We start from the raw sequence: 17,764 nt of genomic DNA, 5'->3' as shown, positions 1-17,764 counted from the left end.
CGGATGGGATGATCGGAGCGTGACCACCGCCGCACCCGCCGCCCTGCCCGACAGCCACCCGCTCGTGACCGGACGGACCTCGGGGTCGCCGCTCGTCCGGGCGCTCCGCGGCGACCGCCCGGAGACGCTGCCGGTCTGGTTCATGCGCCAGGCGGGCCGCTCGCTGCCGGAGTACCGCGAGCTGCGGGTCGGCACGGCCATGCTCGACGCGTGCCTCGACCCGGCGATGGCGTCCGAGATCACCCTGCAGCCGGTCCGTCGGCACGGGGTCGACGCCGGCATCTTCTTCAGCGACATCGTCGTGCCGATCAAGCTCGCGGGCGTCGACGTCGAGATCGTCCCCGGTCGCGGCCCCGTGCTCGGTGCGCCGATCCGCACGGCCGCCGACGTGAACGCACTCGCCCCGCTCGACCCGGACGCCCTCGCGCCGATCACCGAGGCCGTGCAGCGCACCGTCGCCGAGCTCGGGGACACCCCGCTCATCGGGTTCGCGGGCGCGCCCTTCACCCTCGCCGCCTACCTGGTCGAGGGCGGGCCGTCGAAGGACCACATCCGCGCCCGCACGATGATGCACAGCGACCCGGAGACCTGGGCGCGCCTGCTCGACTGGGCGGCCGGGGTGTCGGGTGCGTTCCTCCGTGCGCAGGTCACCGCGGGCGCGTCGGCCGCGCAGCTCTTCGACTCGTGGGTCGGCTCGCTGTCCCGCGCGGACTACGTGGCCTCGGTGGCCCCGCACTCGGCGACGGCGCTCGGGCACGTGGCGGACCTCGGCGTCCCGCGCATCCACTTCGGCGTCGGCAGCGGCGAGGTCCTGCACGAGATGACGACGCTGGGCGACCCGGCGGACACGGTCGCGGTAGACGCGGTCGGTGTCGACTGGCGGCTCCCGCTCGACGAGGCTGTGCGCCGCGTGGGCACCGGTGTGACCGTGCAGGGGAACATCGACCCCGCGATGCTCGCCGCCCCGTGGTCGGTGCTCGAGGCCCACGTGCGCGACGTCGTCCGCCGCGGCGGCACGGCCCGGGCACACGTCGTGAACCTCGGCCACGGTGTCCCGCCGGAGACCGACCCGGCCGTGCTGACCCGCGTCGTCGAGCTGGTCCACTCGCTCGGCGACGGCACGGGCGTGGGCGAGGAGTCCGCCGCGTGACCGACGTCGTCGTGGTCGGCGGCGGGGTCGCCGGACTGGTCGCCGCCCGCGACCTGGCGAAGGCGGGGGCCCACGTCGTCCTCGTCGAGGCGGGGGACCGCCTGGGCGGGATGCTCCGCCGGCACACCGTCGCCGGGCTCGACCTCGACATGGGTGCGGAGTCCTTCGCGACCCGGACCGACGCCGTCGAGCGGCTCGCGATCGAGCTCGGTCTCGGCAACGACATCGTGTCGCCCGACCCGCGCGGTGCGTGGCTGATGACCCGCGACGGTCGGACGGCCCCGATCCCGCAGACCGGGTTCCTCGGCATCCCCGGCAGCCCGATGGCCGCCGACGTCCTGGCCGTGATCGGTCAGGGGGCCGCGTTCCGCGCACAGATGGACTCGCTGCTGCCCTCGCCGGTGGGCGCCCGGGCGGAGTCGCTCGGGGCGCTCGTCCGGAAGCGGATGGGCGAGCGGGTCCTCGACGACCTCGTCGTCCCCGTTGCCGGCGGTGTCTACTCCACGCACCCCGACCAGCTCGACCCCGACCGCGTCGCACCCGGGCTCCGTGCGGCCCTGCAGCGGGAGGGCTCCCTCGCCCGAGCCGTGCTCGCCCTCCGCTCCCGTGCGGCGGCGGGTTCCGCGGTGCAGGGCATCCGCGGGGGCATCGTCCGCCTCGTCGACGAGCTCGTCGCCGACACGGTGACGTACGGCGTGGACGTCCGGCTCGGCACCCGTGCCACGGCCGTCGAGCGGTACGCCGTGGAGACCCTGGCCGCGGACGGCACGCGGGAGCGCCTGCCCGCGCAGCACGTGCTCGCCTCGACGGCCGACCCGACGCGGACCACGGCACCGGACCGCACCGGCATCGAGCTCGTGACGCTCGTCGTCGACCAGCCGGAGCTCGACGCGGCACCGCGCGGCACCGGGATGCTCGTGCACCCCGATGCGGCGGGGGTCGGTGCGAAGGCGCTCACCCACGCGACCGCGAAGTGGCCGTGGCTCGCCGAGGCGGCCGGTGGACGGCACGTGCTGCGGCTCAGCTACGCGACCCCGCCGCACGACGACGTGACGGACCCGTCGGGCGCGGCCACGAGCCTCCCGGTCGCGCCGGACGACACCGTCGGCACCCGCGCCACCCAGGACGCGACCGCTCTGCTCGGTGTGCCGGTCACGGCGGACCGGGTGCTCGGCGCGGCCCGTGTCCGGTGGTACGGACCCGACCTGGCGGCAGCCGGCCTGACCGAGGGCGTCGTCGGCATCGGGGAGACCTCGTCCGGACGCGGGCTCGCGGGCATCGTCGCCGCCGCGCGCGCTGCTGCCGGACGCATCCTGGATTCCTGAGCGGACCGACGAGGCCCCGAGGGCTACTGTGAGTGGAACGCCGGACGTATACCGCTCGGCGCATGACCACCGCACACCCCTCAACAACGGAGGATCGCACATGCGAGGCAAGCTCCTGTTCGTCGCCGGCGCCGCACTCGGGTACGTCCTGGGATCGCGAGCCGGACGGGCGCGGTACGAGCAGATCAAGACCGTCAGCGGCAAGATCTGGAACAACGGGAACGTCCAGAAGGGCGTGCACCAGGCCGAGGAGTTCATCCAGGACAAGGGCCCGGACGTGGCCGAGTTCGTCGGTGAGCAGACCAAGAAGGTCGTCCGCAAGGTCAGCCAGAAGAAGGACACGACCACCTCATGACCGACACCCGCGACCGCAAGTCGCGATCGCTGTTCGGTCTGGTCGGGGACGTCCCGAAGCTGGTGAAGAACCTCGTCAAGGGCGAGGTGGACCTGCTCAAGGCCGAGATGATCGCCAAGGCGAAGGTCTTCGGCCTCGCCGCGGGGCTCCTCATCGGCGCGCTCGTCATCGTGCTGTACGCCATCGGAGTCCTGCTCACCGCCGCCGTGATGGGGCTGGCGACCGTGATGCCGGCGTGGCTCGCCGCGCTCCTGCTCGCCGTCCTGATGCTCATCGTGGCCGGGATCCTCGGGTTCGTGGGCTGGAAGCGCTTCAAGAAGGGGCTGCCCCTCACGCCGAAGCGCACGATCGACAGCGTCAAGGACGACATCAACGCGGTGAAGGGCCTGGGCAACAAGCCCGGCCAGCACGACCGCACCCCCCGCTCCTGAGCGGGGCGACCGACACCCCCGACGTGAGGACCCCTGTGACCGACCAGCACGACGACCTGGCGAACCGCGTGACGGCGATGCGGACGCAGCTGTTCGAGACGCTCGACGCGATCGAGGACAAGTTCAACGTGCCGAAGCAGCTCGGCATCGCGGCGTCGAAGGTCAAGCAGGGGATCGACGAGAAGCCGGTGCCCTACCTGGCCGGGCTCGCAGCCGGCGTGGCGGTGGTCGGGAGTATCGTCGTGGTGGTGCTCCGACGGCGGTAGACCGCCGGATCGGTGGTCCTCCGGCCGCGGCGCGCAGCCACGACCCAGGCAACCGACAAGACGAGGAACCATGAGCTCCGACGTGCACGCAGCACCGCACGACAACGCCACCAGCAGCCCTGCGCACGAGACCGACCCGGCGAGCGGCATCGACCCGAACCTCCTCACCGCGTTCGCGCTGTGGGCCGTGTTCCAGCGGCCGCTCGGCCCCGTCTCGCACGACGGCGACCGGGCGGTCGCCGAACTCGACGCCGTTGTCGCCCGCGCCGCCGAGCGCGGGGTCACCATCCGCGGCTTCTACGACGTCTCCGGCTTCCGTGCCGACGCCGACGTCATGATCTGGCTGCACGGCGACGACGCCCAGGCGATCCAGGCCGTGCTGCGCGAGATCCGGCGCACCGGGCTGTTCGCCGACGCCGAGCCCGTCTGGCACGCGATGGCCATGCACCGCGAGGCCGAGTTCAACAAGCGCCACACCCCCGCCTTCCTGCGCGGCAAGGACCCCGAGGCCTGGATCACGGTGTACCCGTTCGTCCGGTCCTTCGAGTGGTACCTCCTGCCGGAGGAGGAGCGTTCGAAGATGCTCCGCGACCACGGCATCGCCGGCGCGAAGTACCGTCGCGTGCTCACCAACACCATCGCAACGTTCGCCCTGAGCGACTACGAGTGGATCCTGCCGCTCGAGAGCCCGGAGCTCGTCGACCTCGTCGACCTCATGCGCGACCTGCGCGCCACCGAAGCGCGTCTGCACGTGCGCGAGGAGGTCCCCTTCTTCACCGGTCGTCGGGTGACGACCGCCGAGCTGCCGGAGGTGCTGTCGTGACCGACACAAGCAACATCACGAACGGGCGGGGCACGGTCCTCGCCGCCACTGCCGCCGCCGTCGACGGCCCCGAGCACGTCGAGGTGCCGACCGCGTACGACGCGATCCTGCTCGCCGGCTTCGGCGGCCCCGAGGGCCAGGACGACGTCATCCCCTTCCTCCGCAACGTCACCCGCGGCCGCGGGATCCCGGACGAGCGGCTCGAGGAGGTCGCGCACCACTACCGCCACTTCGGCGGCGTCAGCCCGATCAACGCGCAGAACCGCGCGCTGAAGGCCGCGCTCGAGGCGGAGCTCGCGTCCCGCGGGATCGACATGCCGGTGCTGTGGGGCAACCGCAACTGGGAGCCCTACCTGGAGGAGGCCTTCACCGAGGCCGCCGACAAGGGCTACACGAAGCTCATCGCGATCGCGACGAGCGCGTACTCGTCCTTCTCGAGCTGCCGGCAGTACCGCGAGGACTACGCCCGCGTGCTCACCGAGACCGGCCTGATCGACACGATCCAGGTCGACAAGGTCCGGCAGTTCTTCGACCACCCGGGCTTCGTCCGCCCGTTCGTCGACGGCGTGCGTGACGGCATGGCCCGCGCGATCGCCGAGAACGAGGGGCTCGACGTCGCCACCGAGCTGCGCATCCTGTTCTCGACGCACTCCATCCCGTCCACCGACGCCGCCCGGTCCGGCCCCGACTACCGCGGCTTCGACGAGCACGGCGCGTACGAGGCGCAGCACCTGGCCGTCGGCGAGGTCGTCCTCGAGCAGGCGTGGAACGAGCTGCTCGAGCAGCCCGAGCACGCGCACCTCCGGGGCACGTCGAAGCCCGACTGGAAGCTCGTCTACCAGTCGCGGTCCGGCCCCCCGACGCAGCCGTGGCTCGAGCCCGACATCAACGACTACATGAACGAGGAGCTCCAGGGCGGTCCGACCCGCGCCGTGCTCATCGTCCCGCTCGGCTTCGTGAGCGACCACATGGAGGTCATGTGGGACCTCGACGAAGAGGCGACCGAGACCGCGGGCGAGCTCGGCTTCTGGTCGCTCCGCACGCAGACGCCCGGTGTGGACCCGGCGTACGTGTCCGGCCTGGTCGACCTCGTGCTCGAGCGCGTCAACGGCACGCCGACCGCGGAGCGCCCGCACCTGACGGACATCGGCCCCTGGTACGACGTGTGCCGCCCGGGTTGCTGCGAGAACGTGCGTGCCGGGTTCAAGCCCGCCGCGGCCGGCGTCGCCCCGTGACGGACGGCCCCGCTGCGATCCGGCTCGGTACCCGTGCCAGCCGGCTCGCGGTCGCGCAGTCGCAGGACGTCGCCGACCGCCTGGCGAAGGCGGCCGGGCGACCGGTCGAACTCGTCACCGTGACGAGCGAGGGCGACACGAACCGCGCCTCGCTCGCGAGCCTCGGCGGCACCGGCGTGTTCGCCAGCGCCCTGCGCGAGGCCCTGGTCGCCGGCGAGGTCGACGTCCTCGTGCACTCGCTCAAGGACCTGCCGACCGCGCCGTACGACGGCCTGACGATCGCCTCGGTGCCGAAGCGCGCCGACGCCCGAGACGTCCTGGTCGCGCGGAACGGCGCGACGGTCGAGACCCTGCCCGAGGGCGCGAAGGTCGGCACGGGGTCACCCCGCCGCGTCGCGCAGCTCAAGGCCAAGCGTCCCGACCTCGACGTGATCGACATCCGCGGCAACATCGACACCCGGCTCGGTCGGGTGGACGACGACCTCGACGCCGTCGTGCTCGCCGCCGCGGGCCTCGGACGCATCGACCGGCTGAACGCCGCGACGGAGCTCCTCGACCTCGGCTTCTGGCCGAGCGCCCCGGGCCAGGGTGCGCTCGCGGTCGAGATCCGCGCGGACGAGACCGACAAGGGCCTGCTCGCCGCGCTCCGGAAGCTCGACCACGCACCGACCCGGCTCACCGTGACGGCCGAGCGCGAGGTGCTCGCGAAGCTCGAGGCCGGCTGCTCCGCACCGATCGGCGCCACGGCGGTCGTGGACGCCGAGCTGCTGCTCGTGTCGGCGACGGTCTACCGCCCCGACGGCTCGGAGTACCGCACGGCGTCGCACGCCGCGCACCTCGACGGGTCCGCGCAGGACCGTCTCGACGAGGCACTCGAGGTGGCCGGTCGGGTCGCCGCCGAGCTGCTGGAGAACGGTGCGGCCGAGCTCGCCGACCTGGCCTCCTCGGTCTCCGGCACGCCCGCCGAGGGCGACCACTCCGCCGGACCCGGTCTGGCGACGCCCGGGGCCGAGCAGCCGGCCGACGACGCCTCGACGAACACCGCGTCCACGCCGACCACCGCGACGGACTAGGCACCATCACGGACGACACCACCCCCGCCGCGGACGAGGCACGACCCCCGGTCGTCCTCGTCCCGCGCGGCGGTGCGTGGGGTGACGTGGTCGCCGAGGCGGCACGCGCACGCGGGCTCGCGCCCGTCGTGGTCCCGCTCATCACCGACGCGCGGCCGGCCAACCCGGCAGCCCTCGACGCGGCCCTCGCCCGACTGACGGACCCTCCCGGGAGGCGCGACGCACCACCCGCGGACCGCACCCGTCCCGACGGGGCCGGTCCCGGCGCCCCCTGGCTGGCGGTGACCAGTGCGACGGCCGTGCGCGTGGTCGCCGGGCGGATGCCGCGCCTCCCGGCCGGTGTGCGCGTGGCGTGCGTCGGCGGGGCGACCGCACGGGCCGCCCGTGCTGCCGGGTGGTCCGTCGACCTGGTGCCCGACGAGGAGTCGGCGGCCGGGCTCGCGGCCGCGCTGCCGGCCGACGCGGCGCACGTGCTCTTCCCCCGCTCCGAGATCGCGGCGCCCACCTTCGTCGACGCGCTGCGGGCACGCGGCATCCCGGTGTCGGAGGTGGTCGCGTACCGTACCGTGGGGACGGGCGACGAGCCGGTCGTCCTCACCCCACCCCCCGACGCCGTGCTCGTGACGAGCGGCAGCGTCGCGCAGCAGGTCGTCCGCCGGATGACCCCCCTCGACCCCCGCACGCACGTCGCGTGCATCGGACCGTCCACCGCTGAAGCGGCCCGTGCAGCCGGGCTCCCCGTGCACGTCGTCGCCCGCGAGCGGTCCGCCGAAGCCCTCCTCGACGCCGTCGTCGAGACCCTCCACCCGAACCCCAGAACAGGAAGGTCATCGTGACCGGACGCTTCCCCCAGGTCCGCCCCCGGCGGCTCCGTGCGACCCCCGCCATGCGCCGACTCGTCGCCGAGACCCGGATCCACCCCGCCGAGCTCGTGCTGCCGATGTTCATCCGCGAGGGCGCCACCGACGCCGTGGACATCTCGAGCATGCCGGGCGTGCAGCAGCACTCGCTCGACTCGTTCCGCCGCGCACTCAATCAGGCGGCGGAGCAGGGCGTCGGCGGCGTGAACCTGTTCGGCGTGCCGACGTCGAAGGACGCCGAGGGGTCCGGCGCGACCGACCCGGACGGCATCCTCAACGTCGCGATCCGCATCGCGAAGGAGGAGGTAGGGGACGCGCTCGTCGTGCAGTCCGACCTGTGCCTCGACGAGTTCACCGACCACGGCCACTGCGGGGTGCTCGCCGCCGACGGCTCGGTCGACAACGACGCGACGCTCCTGCGCTACCGCGACATGGCGGTCGCCCAGGCCGAGGCCGGCGCCGAGCTCGTCTGCATGAGCGGCATGATGGACGGCCAGATCGCCGCCGCCCGCGACGCCCTCGACAGCGCCGGCCACAGCGGCACCGCGCTCCTGGCGTACTCGGCGAAGTACGCCTCGGCGTTCTACGGGCCCTTCCGGGAGGCCGTCGCCTCGACGCTCGTCGGGGACCGCCGGACCTACCAGATCGACGCCGCCGACGGTCGCCAGGGCCTGCGCGAGGTCCTGCTCGACATCGAGGAGGGAGCCGACATCGTCATGGTGAAGCCCGCGATGAGCTACCTCGACGTCCTCGCCCGCACTGCCGACGTCTCCGAGGTCCCCGTGTGGGCGTACCAGATCTCCGGGGAGTACGCGATGATCACGGCGGCCGCCCAGAACGGGTGGATCGACCGCGACGCCGCGGCGATGGAGGCCCTCGTCGGCATCAAGCGCGCCGGCGCGGACGCGATCCTGACGTACTTCGCGGTCGACATCGCGCGGAAGCTCAACCAGGAGGCCGGCCTGCGCACGTCCGGCAGCACCGCGGCGGTGTCCGGCGTCGCCTCGACCGGGAAGGCCCCCGAATGACCACCACCGCACCGACCACGACCAACGACGCGCTCTTCGGTCGTGCGAAGGACAGCATCCCCGGCGGGGTGAACTCGCCGGTCCGCGCCTACGGCTCGGTCGGCGGGACCCCACGCTTCCTCACGGCCGCGAAGGGCGCGTACGTCACCGACGCCGAGGGTCGCGAGTACGTCGACCTCGTCGCGTCGTGGGGCCCCGCGATCCTCGGGCACGCCCACCCCGGCACGGTCGAGGCCGTGCAGCAGGCGGCGTCCCGCGGCCTGTCCTTCGGGGCGTCGACCCCGGGCGAGACCGAGCTCGCCGAGTTCGTGAAGCAGCGCGTGCAGGTCGACGGCGACGGTCCGATCGAGAAGCTCCGCATGGTGTCGACCGGCACCGAGGCGACGATGACCGCGATCCGGCTCGCCCGCGGCTACACCGGCCGCGACCTCCTCGTGAAGTTCGCCGGGCACTACCACGGCCACTCGGACTCGCTGCTGGCCGAGGCCGGTTCGGGCGTCGCGACCCTGGCCCTGCCGGGCAGCGCGGGCATCACCGCCGAGACCGCCGCGCAGACCCTCGTGCTGCCGTACAACGACCTGGACGCCGTGCGGGCCGCCTTCGACGAGCACTCCGAACGCATCGCCGCCGTGATCGTCGAGTCCGCCGCCGCGAACATGGGCGTGCTCGCGCCGGAGCCCGGCTTCAACCGGGCGCTCGCGGAGATCACGCACGCGCAGGGTGCGCTGCTCATCGTCGACGAGGTCCTGACCGGCTTCCGCGTCGGCCCCGCCGGGTGGTGGGGCCTGGAGGCCGACGGCACCGTCCCCGAGGGCACCGGCTGGAAGCCCGACATCATCACGTTCGGCAAGGTCATCGGTGGCGGCATGCCCCTCGCCGCGCTCGGCGGCCGTCGGGAGGTCATGGACTTCCTCGCACCGCTCGGCCCCGTGTACCAGGCCGGCACGCTCTCCGGGAACCCGCTCGCCGTGGCCGCCGGCACCGCCACGCTCCGGGCCGCGACGCCCGACGTGTACGCGCACCTGGACCGCACCGCCGCGACGATCGCCGACGCGACCAGCGCCGCGCTGTCCGCCGAGGGTGTCGCACACACCGTGCAGCACGCCGGGAACCTGTTCTCGTTCGCCTTCACCGAGACCGCGCCGCGGAACTACGACGACGTCCGCGCGCAGGACGTCTTCCGGTACGCCCCGTTCTTCCACAGCATGCTCGACTCGGGGGTCACCCTGCCGCCGAGCGTGTTCGAGGCGTGGTTCGTCACGGCGGCGCACGACGACGCTGCCGTCGGCCGCGTGCTCGACGCGCTGCCGGCTGCCGCGCGGGCGGCGGCCGCCGCGACGGCCTAGCCCGAGCCACTTCCGCAAGACGCAACGTCGGCGGTTCCTCGCAGCGACATCCCGCTGCGCGGAGCCGCCGACGTTGCGTTTCGCGAGCGGGACGAGCGGGACAACGGCCGGGAGGCGCGGGGCGGCTACCGCGCGCGGCGCGCCTGCCAGCGGCCCCCGTCGCGCGAGACGGTCAGCGGGAACGCGAAGGCGTCGGACACCGCCCCGGACGTGATCACCTCGTCGGCGGGACCCTGCGCCACCACGGCACCGTCCCGCAGCAGCATCGCGTGCGAGGTCGACGCGGGCAGGTCCTCGAGGTGGTGGGTCACCATGACGCTGCCGAGGTCCGGGTGTCCCTGCCGCAGGGCGTCGACCGTCTCGAGCAGGTGCTCGCGCGCCGCGACGTCGAGTCCGGTCGCCGGCTCGTCGAGCAGCAGCAGCCGTGGCTCGCTCATGAGCGCCCGGGCGATGAGCGTCCGACCGCGCTCCCCCTGGGACAGGACCGGCCAGCGGGAGTCGACCCGTGCCTCCATGCCGACGTCCGCGACGTGCCGACGAGCCGTGGCGACCTGCTCGGCCGTCGGTTCCCACCGCAGCATGAGGTCGGCGGTGCCGGTCAGCCCGGTCAGGACGGTCTCGAGCACCGTCAGCGGCGACAGCATCCGGTGGCGGGGGTCGACGTGCCCGATGTGCTCGCGGAGCTCCCGGACGTCGACGCGACCGAGCCGGCGCCCGAGCAGTTCGACGGTCCCCGCGGTCGGGTGGCCGGCCGCCCCGAGCACGGTGAGCAGCGTCGACTTGCCCGCACCGTTCGGTCCGAGCAGCGCCCAGTGCTCACCGCGCCGGACGGTCAGGTCGACGTCGTGCAGCAGGTCGCGACCGGAGCGGGTGACGCGGAGGCCGGTGGCGGAGACGAGGAGGTCGGTCACGTCCCCATCGTGCCGTACCGGTCCCGGACGTCGGTCACGTGCGCGTCGACGTGGCGCGCGAGGGCGTGCGCCGCGTTCGCGGCGGCCCGTTCGTCCCCGTCGAACGCTCGGTCGAGGTGCGCCGCGACGTCCGTGACGCCCCACTGCCGGAAGGGCGGCGGTTCGTCGAGCAGCAGGAACGCGCGGCTGTGCGTGTAGTGCAGGGCGTCGCGCACGAACGGGTCGGGGACGTGGTCGGCGATCCACCCGGCCAGGTCGACCAGCGCACTCGTCAGTCGCGGGTCGCGGACGGTCGCGTGGCGGCGGACCTGGTCGACGATCGTCCGGGCCTCGGCGACCTGCGTGTGGTCGTCGTGTCCGACCAGGATCCGGAGACCGAGCTCGGCGAACGCGACGACGGCGGCGGCGTTCTCCGCCCACTCGTCGAGCGACGGTGTGCGGGGGCTGAAGTCGGTGCGGTTGCCCGGGAGGAACCGGGCGAGCCCCATGACCTCGAGCTGCCGGACCGCGAGGTCCGCGTCGGCGTCCCGCTGCCCGGTGATCCGCACGACGTCGTCGACGGTGTACCGCTGCTCGGCCTCGAGTGCGCCGCTGCGAACCGCTCCGAGCAGAGAGTCCCAGGCGGTGCCGACGGCGCTCGACGGCACGACGCTCGGGACGGCCGGACGCAGGTCCGGCGGACGCACGAGGGTACCGTCCGCCAGCCCGGCCTGCGCCTCGACGTCGGCGACCCGGACGTCGCGGAACCGGGCGAGCGCGTGGCCGGCGTCGTGGGCCGTGTCACGGTCGCCGGTCGTCGCCGCGAGCAGGGACGAGGCGAGCCAGGCGTCGGCGTCCCAGGTGCGCCACGCGGTCCCCGGTACGAGCCCGAACGTGACGAGCTCGAGCATGCGTCGCGTGAAGCGTGCGAGCAGCACGTCGGGGCAGACGTCCACCCAGAACCCGAGCGTCGCGAGCAGTGCCGACCGTGCGCCGTCCGACCGGAGGCGCAGGGATCGGTCGGCCTCGTCGACGAGCGTGCGGTAGCGGTCGACGTCGTCCGCCGTCAGCACGGGGACCGCACTGCGGACCGCGTACTCGAGCATGCCGACGAGGGCGCGGGTGCCGGCGGCCCACCGCTCGGGTCCGGCCTGCGTCAGGACGACGACGTCGTCGTCGACCCGTCGGGCGAACCCCTGGTACTCGAGCCGGAAGAGCGCCCCGCGTACCGCACCGGGCGCGGCACCGAGTCGCGCGGCGAGCTCGGCGACCGACCACGGCCTGCCCTCCGCGAGCACGCCGGAACGAGCGGCGCGGAGGATCGCCAGCCACGCGTCGTCCCACGGCGTCGCCCGGGTGCCCGCCCGGTCGGCCTCCGTGTCCCGCACCGCTCCGGTCAGCCCCGCGAGGAGCGGACCGCGTCGATGTGGTGCTCGATGTTCCGGGTGAGCGCACGCCCGGCCTCGGCGGCGGTCTCGCCGTCGCGGTCCTCCAGCGACTCGCGCAGGATCGAGAAGAACGCCTCGGAGTCCCACTGCTCGAACGGCGGCGTCGGGTTCAGCGTGAACCGGACGCGCTCGAGGGCACCCTGTGCCGCGTTCCGGACGAGCGGGTTGCCCGAGTGCTCGACGGCGAACTCGATGACGGCCGTGACCGCGCCGCTGAAGCCGTTGTCGCGGACCTTCCGCAGGTCGTCCGCGCGGTCCAGGAGCTTCCGCAGGTCGCGGACCTCGGCGTCGGAGTACTCCGGGACGCCCCAGCGCAGGCTGAGCTCGAAGAACCCGGTCATCGCACGGCTCGCGGTCACCCAGTCGTCGAGCGTCGGGGTCGCGACGCGGGTGTACCGGTTCGCCTCCATCTCGACGAGCCCGATGTCGACGAGCTTCGCGATCGCCTCGCGGATGGGCGTGCGACTGACGCCGAGCCACGCGACGAGCTCGTCGTCGTTGAGGCGCTCGCCGTGCTCGAGGGTCCCGTCGCGGAGCGCGGCCAGCATCTTCTCGTAGACGACGTCACGCAGGAGCTTCCGAGGGGAGTTCTCGACGGTCGACTTGGGGACGGGCATGCGCTGCTCCTCACAGGGTCCGGTGTGTGCCGTGTACCAAACCTAGCGTGTCAGTGAGCAAGCGCTTGGGAAATCGCCTGCAAGGGCGTCGGCGTCACGCCCGGACGTCGACCACCGTCCGCCCGTGCACGCGGCCGGCGACGACCTCCGCGCCCACGGTCACCGCACGTTCGAGGTCGACCGTCCGGGTGACGTCGGCGAGCAGGGCGCGGTCGAGATCGGTCGCGAGCCGGTCCCACGCCCGCTGCCGGAGCGGGAGCGGGGCCTCGACCGAGTTGATGCCGAGCAGCGACACCGCACGCAGGATGAAGGGCATCACGGTCGTCGGCAGCGCCGAGTCCTGCGCGAGGCCGCACGCGGTGACCGCCCCGCCCCACCGCGTCGACGCCAGGACGTTCGCGAGCGTCGCACCCCCGACGCTGTCGACGGCACCGGCCCAGGTCGCCCGCTGCAGCGGCCGACCGAGCTCGGCGATCGTCGCACGGTCGACGACCTCGGCGGCGCCGAGCGCGCGGAGCGAGGCCTCGTTCGACGTCCGCCCCGTCGATGCGGTCACCCGGTACCCGCGGGCGGCGAGCAGCGCGATCGCGACCGTGCCGACACCGCCCGACGCTCCCGTCACGAGGACCGGTCCGTCGTCCGGCGACACCGTGCGCTCGAGTGCGAGCACCGAGAGCATCGCGGTGAAGCCGGCGGTGCCGATCGCGGCAGCGAAGGAGTCCTCGACGGCGTCGGGCAGCACCACGAGGGCGCCGCTCGGCACCACCGCGTGCTCCGCCCAGCCGCCGTACCGGGTCTCGCCGAGGCCGGCGCCGTTGCAGACCACCCGGTCGCCGATCGCCACGTCGTGCACCCCGGGGCCGAGCGCCGACACCGTGCCGACGACGTCGATGCCGGGGACGAGCGGGTCGATGCGGGCGACACCGGGGTTGCCGGCCAGGGCGAGCCCGTCCTTGTAGTTCACGCTCGAGCACGTCACGTCGACGAGGACCTCGCCCTCGGTGGGGTCCGGCAGGTCGACCTGCGTGACGGTCGGCGGGGTGGAACGGGAGACGAGGACTGCGCGCGTCATGCGCCGGACGCTACCCCGTGCCTCCCGTCCGGCGCACCGGCGGGGTGCGTCAGCCGAACATGATGGCGGCCTCGTCGTAGCGCGCCTGCGGCACGGTCTTCAGCTCGCCGAGCGCCTCCTCGAAGGACACGTGCTCGATGTCGGTCCCGCGGAGCGCGACCATCCGGCCCCACCGCTCCTCGACCACCGCGTCGATCGCCGCGAGACCGAGCCGGGTCGAGAGCACCCGGTCGTACGCGGTCGGCGTGCCACCGCGCTGGATGTGCCCGAGGGTCGTGGCGCGGGTCTCGATGCCCGTCATCTCCTCGATGAGCGGTGCCAGGCGCTCCCCGATCCCGCCGAGCCGCGGCCGACCGAACGCGTCGAGCCCCCGCTCGGTGTGGGCGTTGTCCTCGTGGTCGGGCACGAAGCCCTCGGCCACGACCACCAGCGGCGCGCGTCCGCGGTCGTAGGCGGCACGCACCCACGCCGCGATCTGCTCCATGCTCGTCTTCTGCTCGGGGATGAGGATCGCGTGCGCGCCCGCTGCCATCCCGGAGTGCAGCGCGATCCACCCGACGTGGCGGCCCATCACCTCGGCGACCATGCAGCGCGAGTGGGACTCGCCCGTGGTGCGGAGACGGTCCATCGCCTCGGTCGCGATCGCGACGGCGGTGTCGAACCCGAAGGTGTAGTCGGTGGCGCCGAGGTCGTTGTCGACCGTCTTCGGGACGCCGACGATCTTGAGCCCGGCGTCCGTCAGGCGCTTCGCCGCCGCCAGGGTGCCCTCGCCGCCGATCGCGACGATCGCGTCGATGCCGTGCCGGCCGAGGGTCGCCGTGATGTTCTCGACGCCGCCGTTCGGGCCCTCGAAGGGGTTCGTCCGGCTCGTGCCGAGGATGGTGCCGCCCTGCTTCGCGATGCCCTGGATGTCCTTGCGCCCGAGCGGCACGATGTCCCCGTCGACGACGCCCCGCCAGCCGTCGCGGAACCCGACGAACTCGTGCCCGTAGATCGCGATGCCCTTGAGCACGATGGCCCGGATGACCGCGTTGAGTCCGGGGCAGTCGCCTCCGGAGGTGAGGATGCCGATGCGCATGGGAACTCCGTCGTCTGGTGCAGGGGACGCTCCCATCATGTCTGACGGTGGTGTGGCATTACCATCCCCGTGTGTCCCTGCCAGCCGCCCTCGCCTCCGGTCCGTCCGGTGACGCGTCCGCCGCGGCCGGTCGGGTTGACACCGTGTACCGGCCGGGAGGCGCGGTGGACGTTCGCGCGACCCTCCGGCCCCTGCAGCGTGGCTCCGGCGACCCCGCCTTCCAGGTGGTCGGCGCCGACACGTGGCTCGCCCTGCGCACACCGGCCGGAGCGGCCTCGGTGCTCGTTCGCCGAGCGGGCAACGACGCGATCGCGGTGTCCGCGTGGGGCGACGGGGCCGCGTGGGCGGTCACCCACGCTCCGGACCTGCTCGGACGCGGCGACGACTGGTCCGACCTCGACGTCAGCGCGCACGCCTTCCTCGCCGAGGCGCGACACCGGCAGCCGGGGCTGCGGCTGCTCCGGACGAACACCGTCGTCGCGATGCTCGTGCCCGCGGTGATGGAGCAGAAGGTGACCTCGCGGCAGGCCTGGCGAGCCTGGCGGTACCTGCTCCGCCGCTTCGGCGAACGGGCACCGGGACCGGTCCCCGTCGAGATGTTCGTCCCGCCGACCCCCGAGCAGTGGGCGCGGATCCCGAGCTGGGAGTGGCACCGCGCCGGCATCGAGCCCGGACGCTCCGCCACGGTGATGCGCGCGGTGAAGCTCGCGCCCGCACTCGAGCGGACGCTCGCCCTCGGCCGCGGTGGTGCCGTCGTGTCGCAGCGGCTCCGGTCGGTACCCGGCATCGGACCGTGGACGGCTGCCGAGACGGCGCAGCGGTCCCACGGCGACCCGGACTCGCCGAGCGTGGGCGACTTCCACGTCCCGGCGCTCGTCGGGTGGGCGCTCGCCGGGGGGCCGGTCGACGATGACGGGATGCTCGAGCTCCTCGAGCCCTGGCGCGGGCACCGGGAGCGGGTCGTGCGGCTGATCGGGGGCTCGGGCTTCCGGAAGCCGGCGTTCGGTCCGCGGATGACGATCCAGGACCACCGCTGGCACTGACCGGCCCGGACACGGCGGCGGCCGCGACGTACGCTCCAGGTGAGAACCGATCTCACTCAGGAGGAACCATGTCGGACCCGAACACCACCCCCGCCGTCGAGGCCGAGACCGAGGCGCACCGCGTCGCCGAGCACGACGTCGCGGGACACGACCACGAGCAGGACGGCGGCGAGCACGAGACCGTCGAGCACGGCGACCACGTCGACTTCGTGCACGACGGGCACCGCCACGCCCGTCACGAGGACCACTACGACGAGCACTGACGGTCGCTGACGCGACCACCCGACGGCCGGGAGGGACGGGGCGAGCCCGCCACGTCCCTCCCGTCCGTCGACCGCGTACCCGACTACGGGTGCCGCGTGCCCTCGCCGGCGAGCACCGCGCGGTAGCCCTCGCGGAACGTCGGGTAGCGCGGCTCCCAGCCCGTGGACCGGAGCAGCGCGTTCGACAGGCGCTTGTCCCCGCCGGCCTGCCGCCCCTCGGGGTCCGCACGCGGGGGTTCCGGGGTGCCGAGCTCGGACGCCAGGAAGGTCAGGACGTCGTCGAGCCGCACGGGCTCGTCGTCGGTACCGAGGTAGGTCGGCGCGGGCTGGTCCACGCCCGCCAGGTGCACGAGCGCCTGGGCGGCGTCGTCGCGGTGGATGCGGTTCGTGTGCGGGGAGTCGCCCGTGGACAGCGTCGCCCGCCCGCTGCGCACCTGTTCGACGAGGCGTTCCCGCCCCGGCCCGTAGATGCCGGACAGGCGGACGAGCACGGCGTCGGGCGCCCGGTCGCGCAGCAGCGCCTCGGCCTCGAGCAGCACGCCCGCCGTCGGGGTGGCGGCGCGGGTCGGCGTCTGCTCGGTCACCTCGCTGCCGTCGTCGACGTCGTACACCGCGGTGGACGACACGACCAGGAGGCGCGGTGTCGCCCCCGACGCGTCGATGCCGTCGAGGACGTTCCGGAGGCCGTCCACGTAGGTCGCGCGGTACTCGTCGACGTCACGCGACCCGGCCGCGAACGCGACCACCACGACGCCGGTGTCCGGGTCGACGGCCGGGGCCTCGTGCCGCAGGTCGACGCTCCGGCCGGTGATCGGTGCCGGGATGCGCTCGGCACGGCGGCGGAGGCCGGTCACCGGGTGTCCGAGCGCGGCGAAGCGCAGGCCGGCCTCGGTACCGAGGTCGCCGCACCCGGCGATGACGACGGGGGAGTGGTGCTGCATGCTCCGAGCTTGTCAGGTCGACGTCGGAGCGGTCCGGGCGCGAGCGCCCGGGCCGACGGCCGTCAGACCTGCTCGTTGTCGGGCGACTCGGGCTCGCCGCCCGAGTCGACGTCGCTGTCCTGCTGCGGGTCCTCGGTCGCGTTGCCGGTGGACGAGCCGTCGGGCAGGTCCTCGGTGCGCTGGAACTCGCTCTCGGGGGCGTCCGTGGAACCGTCGGTCGGGTTGGTGTCGCTGTGCTGGTCGCTCATGCGGCGCACGCTACGCGCCCTCGGCTCCACCGCCGTCCGGATGCCCCTCGGACGAGGGGGTGTCCCCCGGTTCTGTAACAGAACGGTAACGAGACCGAACCGACCCAAACCCTCCGGCGGAGGGTGCCGAACCACTGTCACAAGCCGGGAAACACCCGGAGCGCTCACCAGCCGCAGGTAGCTGGTTCTCCACCCCTGGTCGGGGTGTGTTCGGCGCGCACACAGCATGCCGCGCCGAGCGCGACGACGAAAGGAACGCATCCCATGCGCAA

General features: G+C 73.7%; 20 protein-coding genes. 13 read left to right on the top strand and 7 right to left on the bottom strand.

The features are described 5' to 3' along the window. The first annotated feature begins 19 nt into the window (after positions 1–19). The 11 genes from hemE (at position 20) to hemL (ending at position 9,892) form a co-directional block, all read left to right on the top strand. The gene (hemE, locus tag AB0N84_RS13900; protein ID WP_363547305.1) at positions 20–1,150 is read left to right on the top strand and encodes a uroporphyrinogen decarboxylase; all 1,131 of its coding nucleotides are present in this window, start codon (positions 20–22) and stop codon (positions 1,148–1,150) included. After that, a complete protein-coding gene (locus AB0N84_RS13895; RefSeq protein WP_363547302.1) occupies positions 1,147–2,475 on the top strand; it encodes an FAD-dependent oxidoreductase in 1,329 nt (442 codons plus the stop codon). The genes hemE and AB0N84_RS13895 overlap by 4 nt, the downstream gene beginning before the upstream one ends. A 100-nt stretch (positions 2,476–2,575) precedes the next feature. Next, positions 2,576–2,830 carry a hypothetical protein gene (locus AB0N84_RS13890; protein WP_069712718.1) on the top strand — a complete coding sequence of 85 codons (255 nt, stop codon included), beginning with the start codon at positions 2,576–2,578 and terminating at the stop codon, positions 2,828–2,830. After that, positions 2,827–3,261: a phage holin family protein gene (locus AB0N84_RS13885; RefSeq protein WP_363547299.1), complete on the top strand. Its 435-nt coding sequence runs from the start codon at positions 2,827–2,829 to the stop codon at positions 3,259–3,261. The genes AB0N84_RS13890 and AB0N84_RS13885 overlap by 4 nt, the downstream gene beginning before the upstream one ends. A gap of 35 nt (positions 3,262–3,296) precedes the next feature. Continuing rightward, a complete protein-coding gene (locus AB0N84_RS13880) occupies positions 3,297–3,527 on the top strand; it encodes a hypothetical protein (RefSeq protein WP_363547296.1) in 231 nt (76 codons plus the stop codon). Positions 3,528–3,597: 70 nt separating this feature from the next. Continuing rightward, on the top strand, positions 3,598–4,350 hold the full coding sequence (hemQ, locus tag AB0N84_RS13875; protein WP_363547293.1) for a hydrogen peroxide-dependent heme synthase: 753 nt from the start codon (positions 3,598–3,600) through the stop codon (positions 4,348–4,350). Then, positions 4,347–5,585: a ferrochelatase gene (locus tag AB0N84_RS13870; protein ID WP_363547290.1), complete on the top strand. Its 1,239-nt coding sequence runs from the start codon at positions 4,347–4,349 to the stop codon at positions 5,583–5,585. The genes hemQ and AB0N84_RS13870 overlap by 4 nt, the downstream gene beginning before the upstream one ends. Continuing rightward, positions 5,582–6,658 (top strand): hydroxymethylbilane synthase, encoded by a 1,077-nt coding sequence (hemC, locus tag AB0N84_RS13865; RefSeq protein ID WP_289460024.1) that lies wholly within the window; start codon positions 5,582–5,584, stop codon positions 6,656–6,658. Before AB0N84_RS13870 ends, hemC begins: the two co-directional genes overlap by 4 nt. Before the next feature lie 86 nt (positions 6,659–6,744). Further along, positions 6,745–7,494 carry a uroporphyrinogen-III synthase gene (locus AB0N84_RS13860; protein WP_363547287.1) on the top strand — a complete coding sequence of 250 codons (750 nt, stop codon included), beginning with the start codon at positions 6,745–6,747 and terminating at the stop codon, positions 7,492–7,494. Next, positions 7,491–8,546: a porphobilinogen synthase gene (gene hemB, locus AB0N84_RS13855; RefSeq protein WP_363547284.1), complete on the top strand. Its 1,056-nt coding sequence runs from the start codon at positions 7,491–7,493 to the stop codon at positions 8,544–8,546. The genes AB0N84_RS13860 and hemB overlap by 4 nt, the downstream gene beginning before the upstream one ends. Continuing rightward, positions 8,543–9,892: a glutamate-1-semialdehyde 2,1-aminomutase gene (gene hemL / locus AB0N84_RS13850; RefSeq protein ID WP_363547281.1), complete on the top strand. Its 1,350-nt coding sequence runs from the start codon at positions 8,543–8,545 to the stop codon at positions 9,890–9,892. The genes hemB and hemL overlap by 4 nt, the downstream gene beginning before the upstream one ends. Before the next feature lie 125 nt (positions 9,893–10,017). On the opposite strand, the gene AB0N84_RS13845 is transcribed toward hemL, so the two are convergent. From AB0N84_RS13845 to AB0N84_RS13825, 5 genes are all read right to left on the bottom strand, one after another. After that, positions 10,018–10,803 (bottom strand): ATP-binding cassette domain-containing protein, encoded by a 786-nt coding sequence (locus AB0N84_RS13845; RefSeq protein WP_363547278.1) that lies wholly within the window; start codon positions 10,801–10,803, stop codon positions 10,018–10,020. Next, positions 10,800–12,170, bottom strand: a complete 1,371-nt coding sequence (locus AB0N84_RS13840; RefSeq protein ID WP_363547275.1) for a hypothetical protein — start codon at positions 12,168–12,170, stop codon at positions 10,800–10,802. The genes AB0N84_RS13845 and AB0N84_RS13840 overlap by 4 nt, the downstream gene beginning before the upstream one ends. 8 nt (positions 12,171–12,178) lie before the next feature. Further along, positions 12,179–12,847 (bottom strand): GntR family transcriptional regulator, encoded by a 669-nt coding sequence (locus AB0N84_RS13835; protein ID WP_182045921.1) that lies wholly within the window; start codon positions 12,845–12,847, stop codon positions 12,179–12,181. Between the two features lie 94 nt (positions 12,848–12,941). Then, positions 12,942–13,919 carry an MDR family oxidoreductase gene (locus AB0N84_RS13830; protein WP_363547272.1) on the bottom strand — a complete coding sequence of 326 codons (978 nt, stop codon included), beginning with the start codon at positions 13,917–13,919 and terminating at the stop codon, positions 12,942–12,944. 49 nt (positions 13,920–13,968) lie between these two features. Beyond that, positions 13,969–14,997 carry a 6-phosphofructokinase gene (locus AB0N84_RS13825; RefSeq protein ID WP_182045923.1) on the bottom strand — a complete coding sequence of 343 codons (1,029 nt, stop codon included), beginning with the start codon at positions 14,995–14,997 and terminating at the stop codon, positions 13,969–13,971. Positions 14,998–15,074: 77 nt separating this feature from the next. On the opposite strand from AB0N84_RS13825, the gene AB0N84_RS13820 reads away from it, so the two are divergent. Beyond that, positions 15,075–16,040: a DNA-3-methyladenine glycosylase 2 family protein gene (locus AB0N84_RS13820; protein WP_182045939.1), complete on the top strand. Its 966-nt coding sequence runs from the start codon at positions 15,075–15,077 to the stop codon at positions 16,038–16,040. A gap of 68 nt (positions 16,041–16,108) precedes the next feature. Next, the gene (locus tag AB0N84_RS13815; RefSeq protein WP_069712728.1) at positions 16,109–16,303 is read left to right on the top strand and encodes a zinc transporter permease; all 195 of its coding nucleotides are present in this window, start codon (positions 16,109–16,111) and stop codon (positions 16,301–16,303) included. Positions 16,304–16,386: 83 nt separating this feature from the next. Here AB0N84_RS13815 and AB0N84_RS13810 read toward each other — a convergent pair whose 3' ends face one another. Both AB0N84_RS13810 and AB0N84_RS13805 read right to left on the bottom strand, forming a co-directional pair. Next, on the bottom strand, positions 16,387–17,244 hold the full coding sequence (locus AB0N84_RS13810; protein ID WP_363547268.1) for an NAD(P)H-binding protein: 858 nt from the start codon (positions 17,242–17,244) through the stop codon (positions 16,387–16,389). Positions 17,245–17,306: 62 nt separating this feature from the next. Next, a complete protein-coding gene (locus AB0N84_RS13805) occupies positions 17,307–17,492 on the bottom strand; it encodes a hypothetical protein (RefSeq protein WP_069712730.1) in 186 nt (61 codons plus the stop codon). Positions 17,493–17,764: the final 272 nt, after the last annotated feature.

The organism is Curtobacterium sp. NPDC089185 (genome assembly GCF_040685235.1).
Lineage (GTDB): Bacteria > Actinomycetota > Actinomycetes > Actinomycetales > Microbacteriaceae > Curtobacterium > Curtobacterium citri.
This window is presented reverse-complemented; position numbering and strand designations above follow the sequence as displayed.

Coding starts and splice junctions, on each gene's coding strand:
- AB0N84_RS13890 (WP_069712718.1), top strand. CDS start 2,576: ATGCGAGGCAAGCTCCTGTTCGTCGCCGGCGCCGCACTCGGGTACGTC.
- AB0N84_RS13885 (WP_363547299.1), top strand. CDS start 2,827: ATGACCGACACCCGCGACCGCAAGTCGCGATCGCTGTTCGGTCTGGTC.
- hemQ (WP_363547293.1), top strand. CDS start 3,598: ATGAGCTCCGACGTGCACGCAGCACCGCACGACAACGCCACCAGCAGC.
- hemL (WP_363547281.1), top strand. CDS start 8,543: ATGACCACCACCGCACCGACCACGACCAACGACGCGCTCTTCGGTCGT.
- AB0N84_RS13835 (WP_182045921.1), bottom strand. CDS start 12,847: ATGCCCGTCCCCAAGTCGACCGTCGAGAACTCCCCTCGGAAGCTCCTG.
- AB0N84_RS13830 (WP_363547272.1), bottom strand. CDS start 13,919: ATGACGCGCGCAGTCCTCGTCTCCCGTTCCACCCCGCCGACCGTCACG.
- AB0N84_RS13825 (WP_182045923.1), bottom strand. CDS start 14,997: ATGCGCATCGGCATCCTCACCTCCGGAGGCGACTGCCCCGGACTCAAC.
- AB0N84_RS13815 (WP_069712728.1), top strand. CDS start 16,109: ATGTCGGACCCGAACACCACCCCCGCCGTCGAGGCCGAGACCGAGGCG.
- AB0N84_RS13810 (WP_363547268.1), bottom strand. CDS start 17,244: ATGCAGCACCACTCCCCCGTCGTCATCGCCGGGTGCGGCGACCTCGGT.
- AB0N84_RS13805 (WP_069712730.1), bottom strand. CDS start 17,492: ATGAGCGACCAGCACAGCGACACCAACCCGACCGACGGTTCCACGGAC.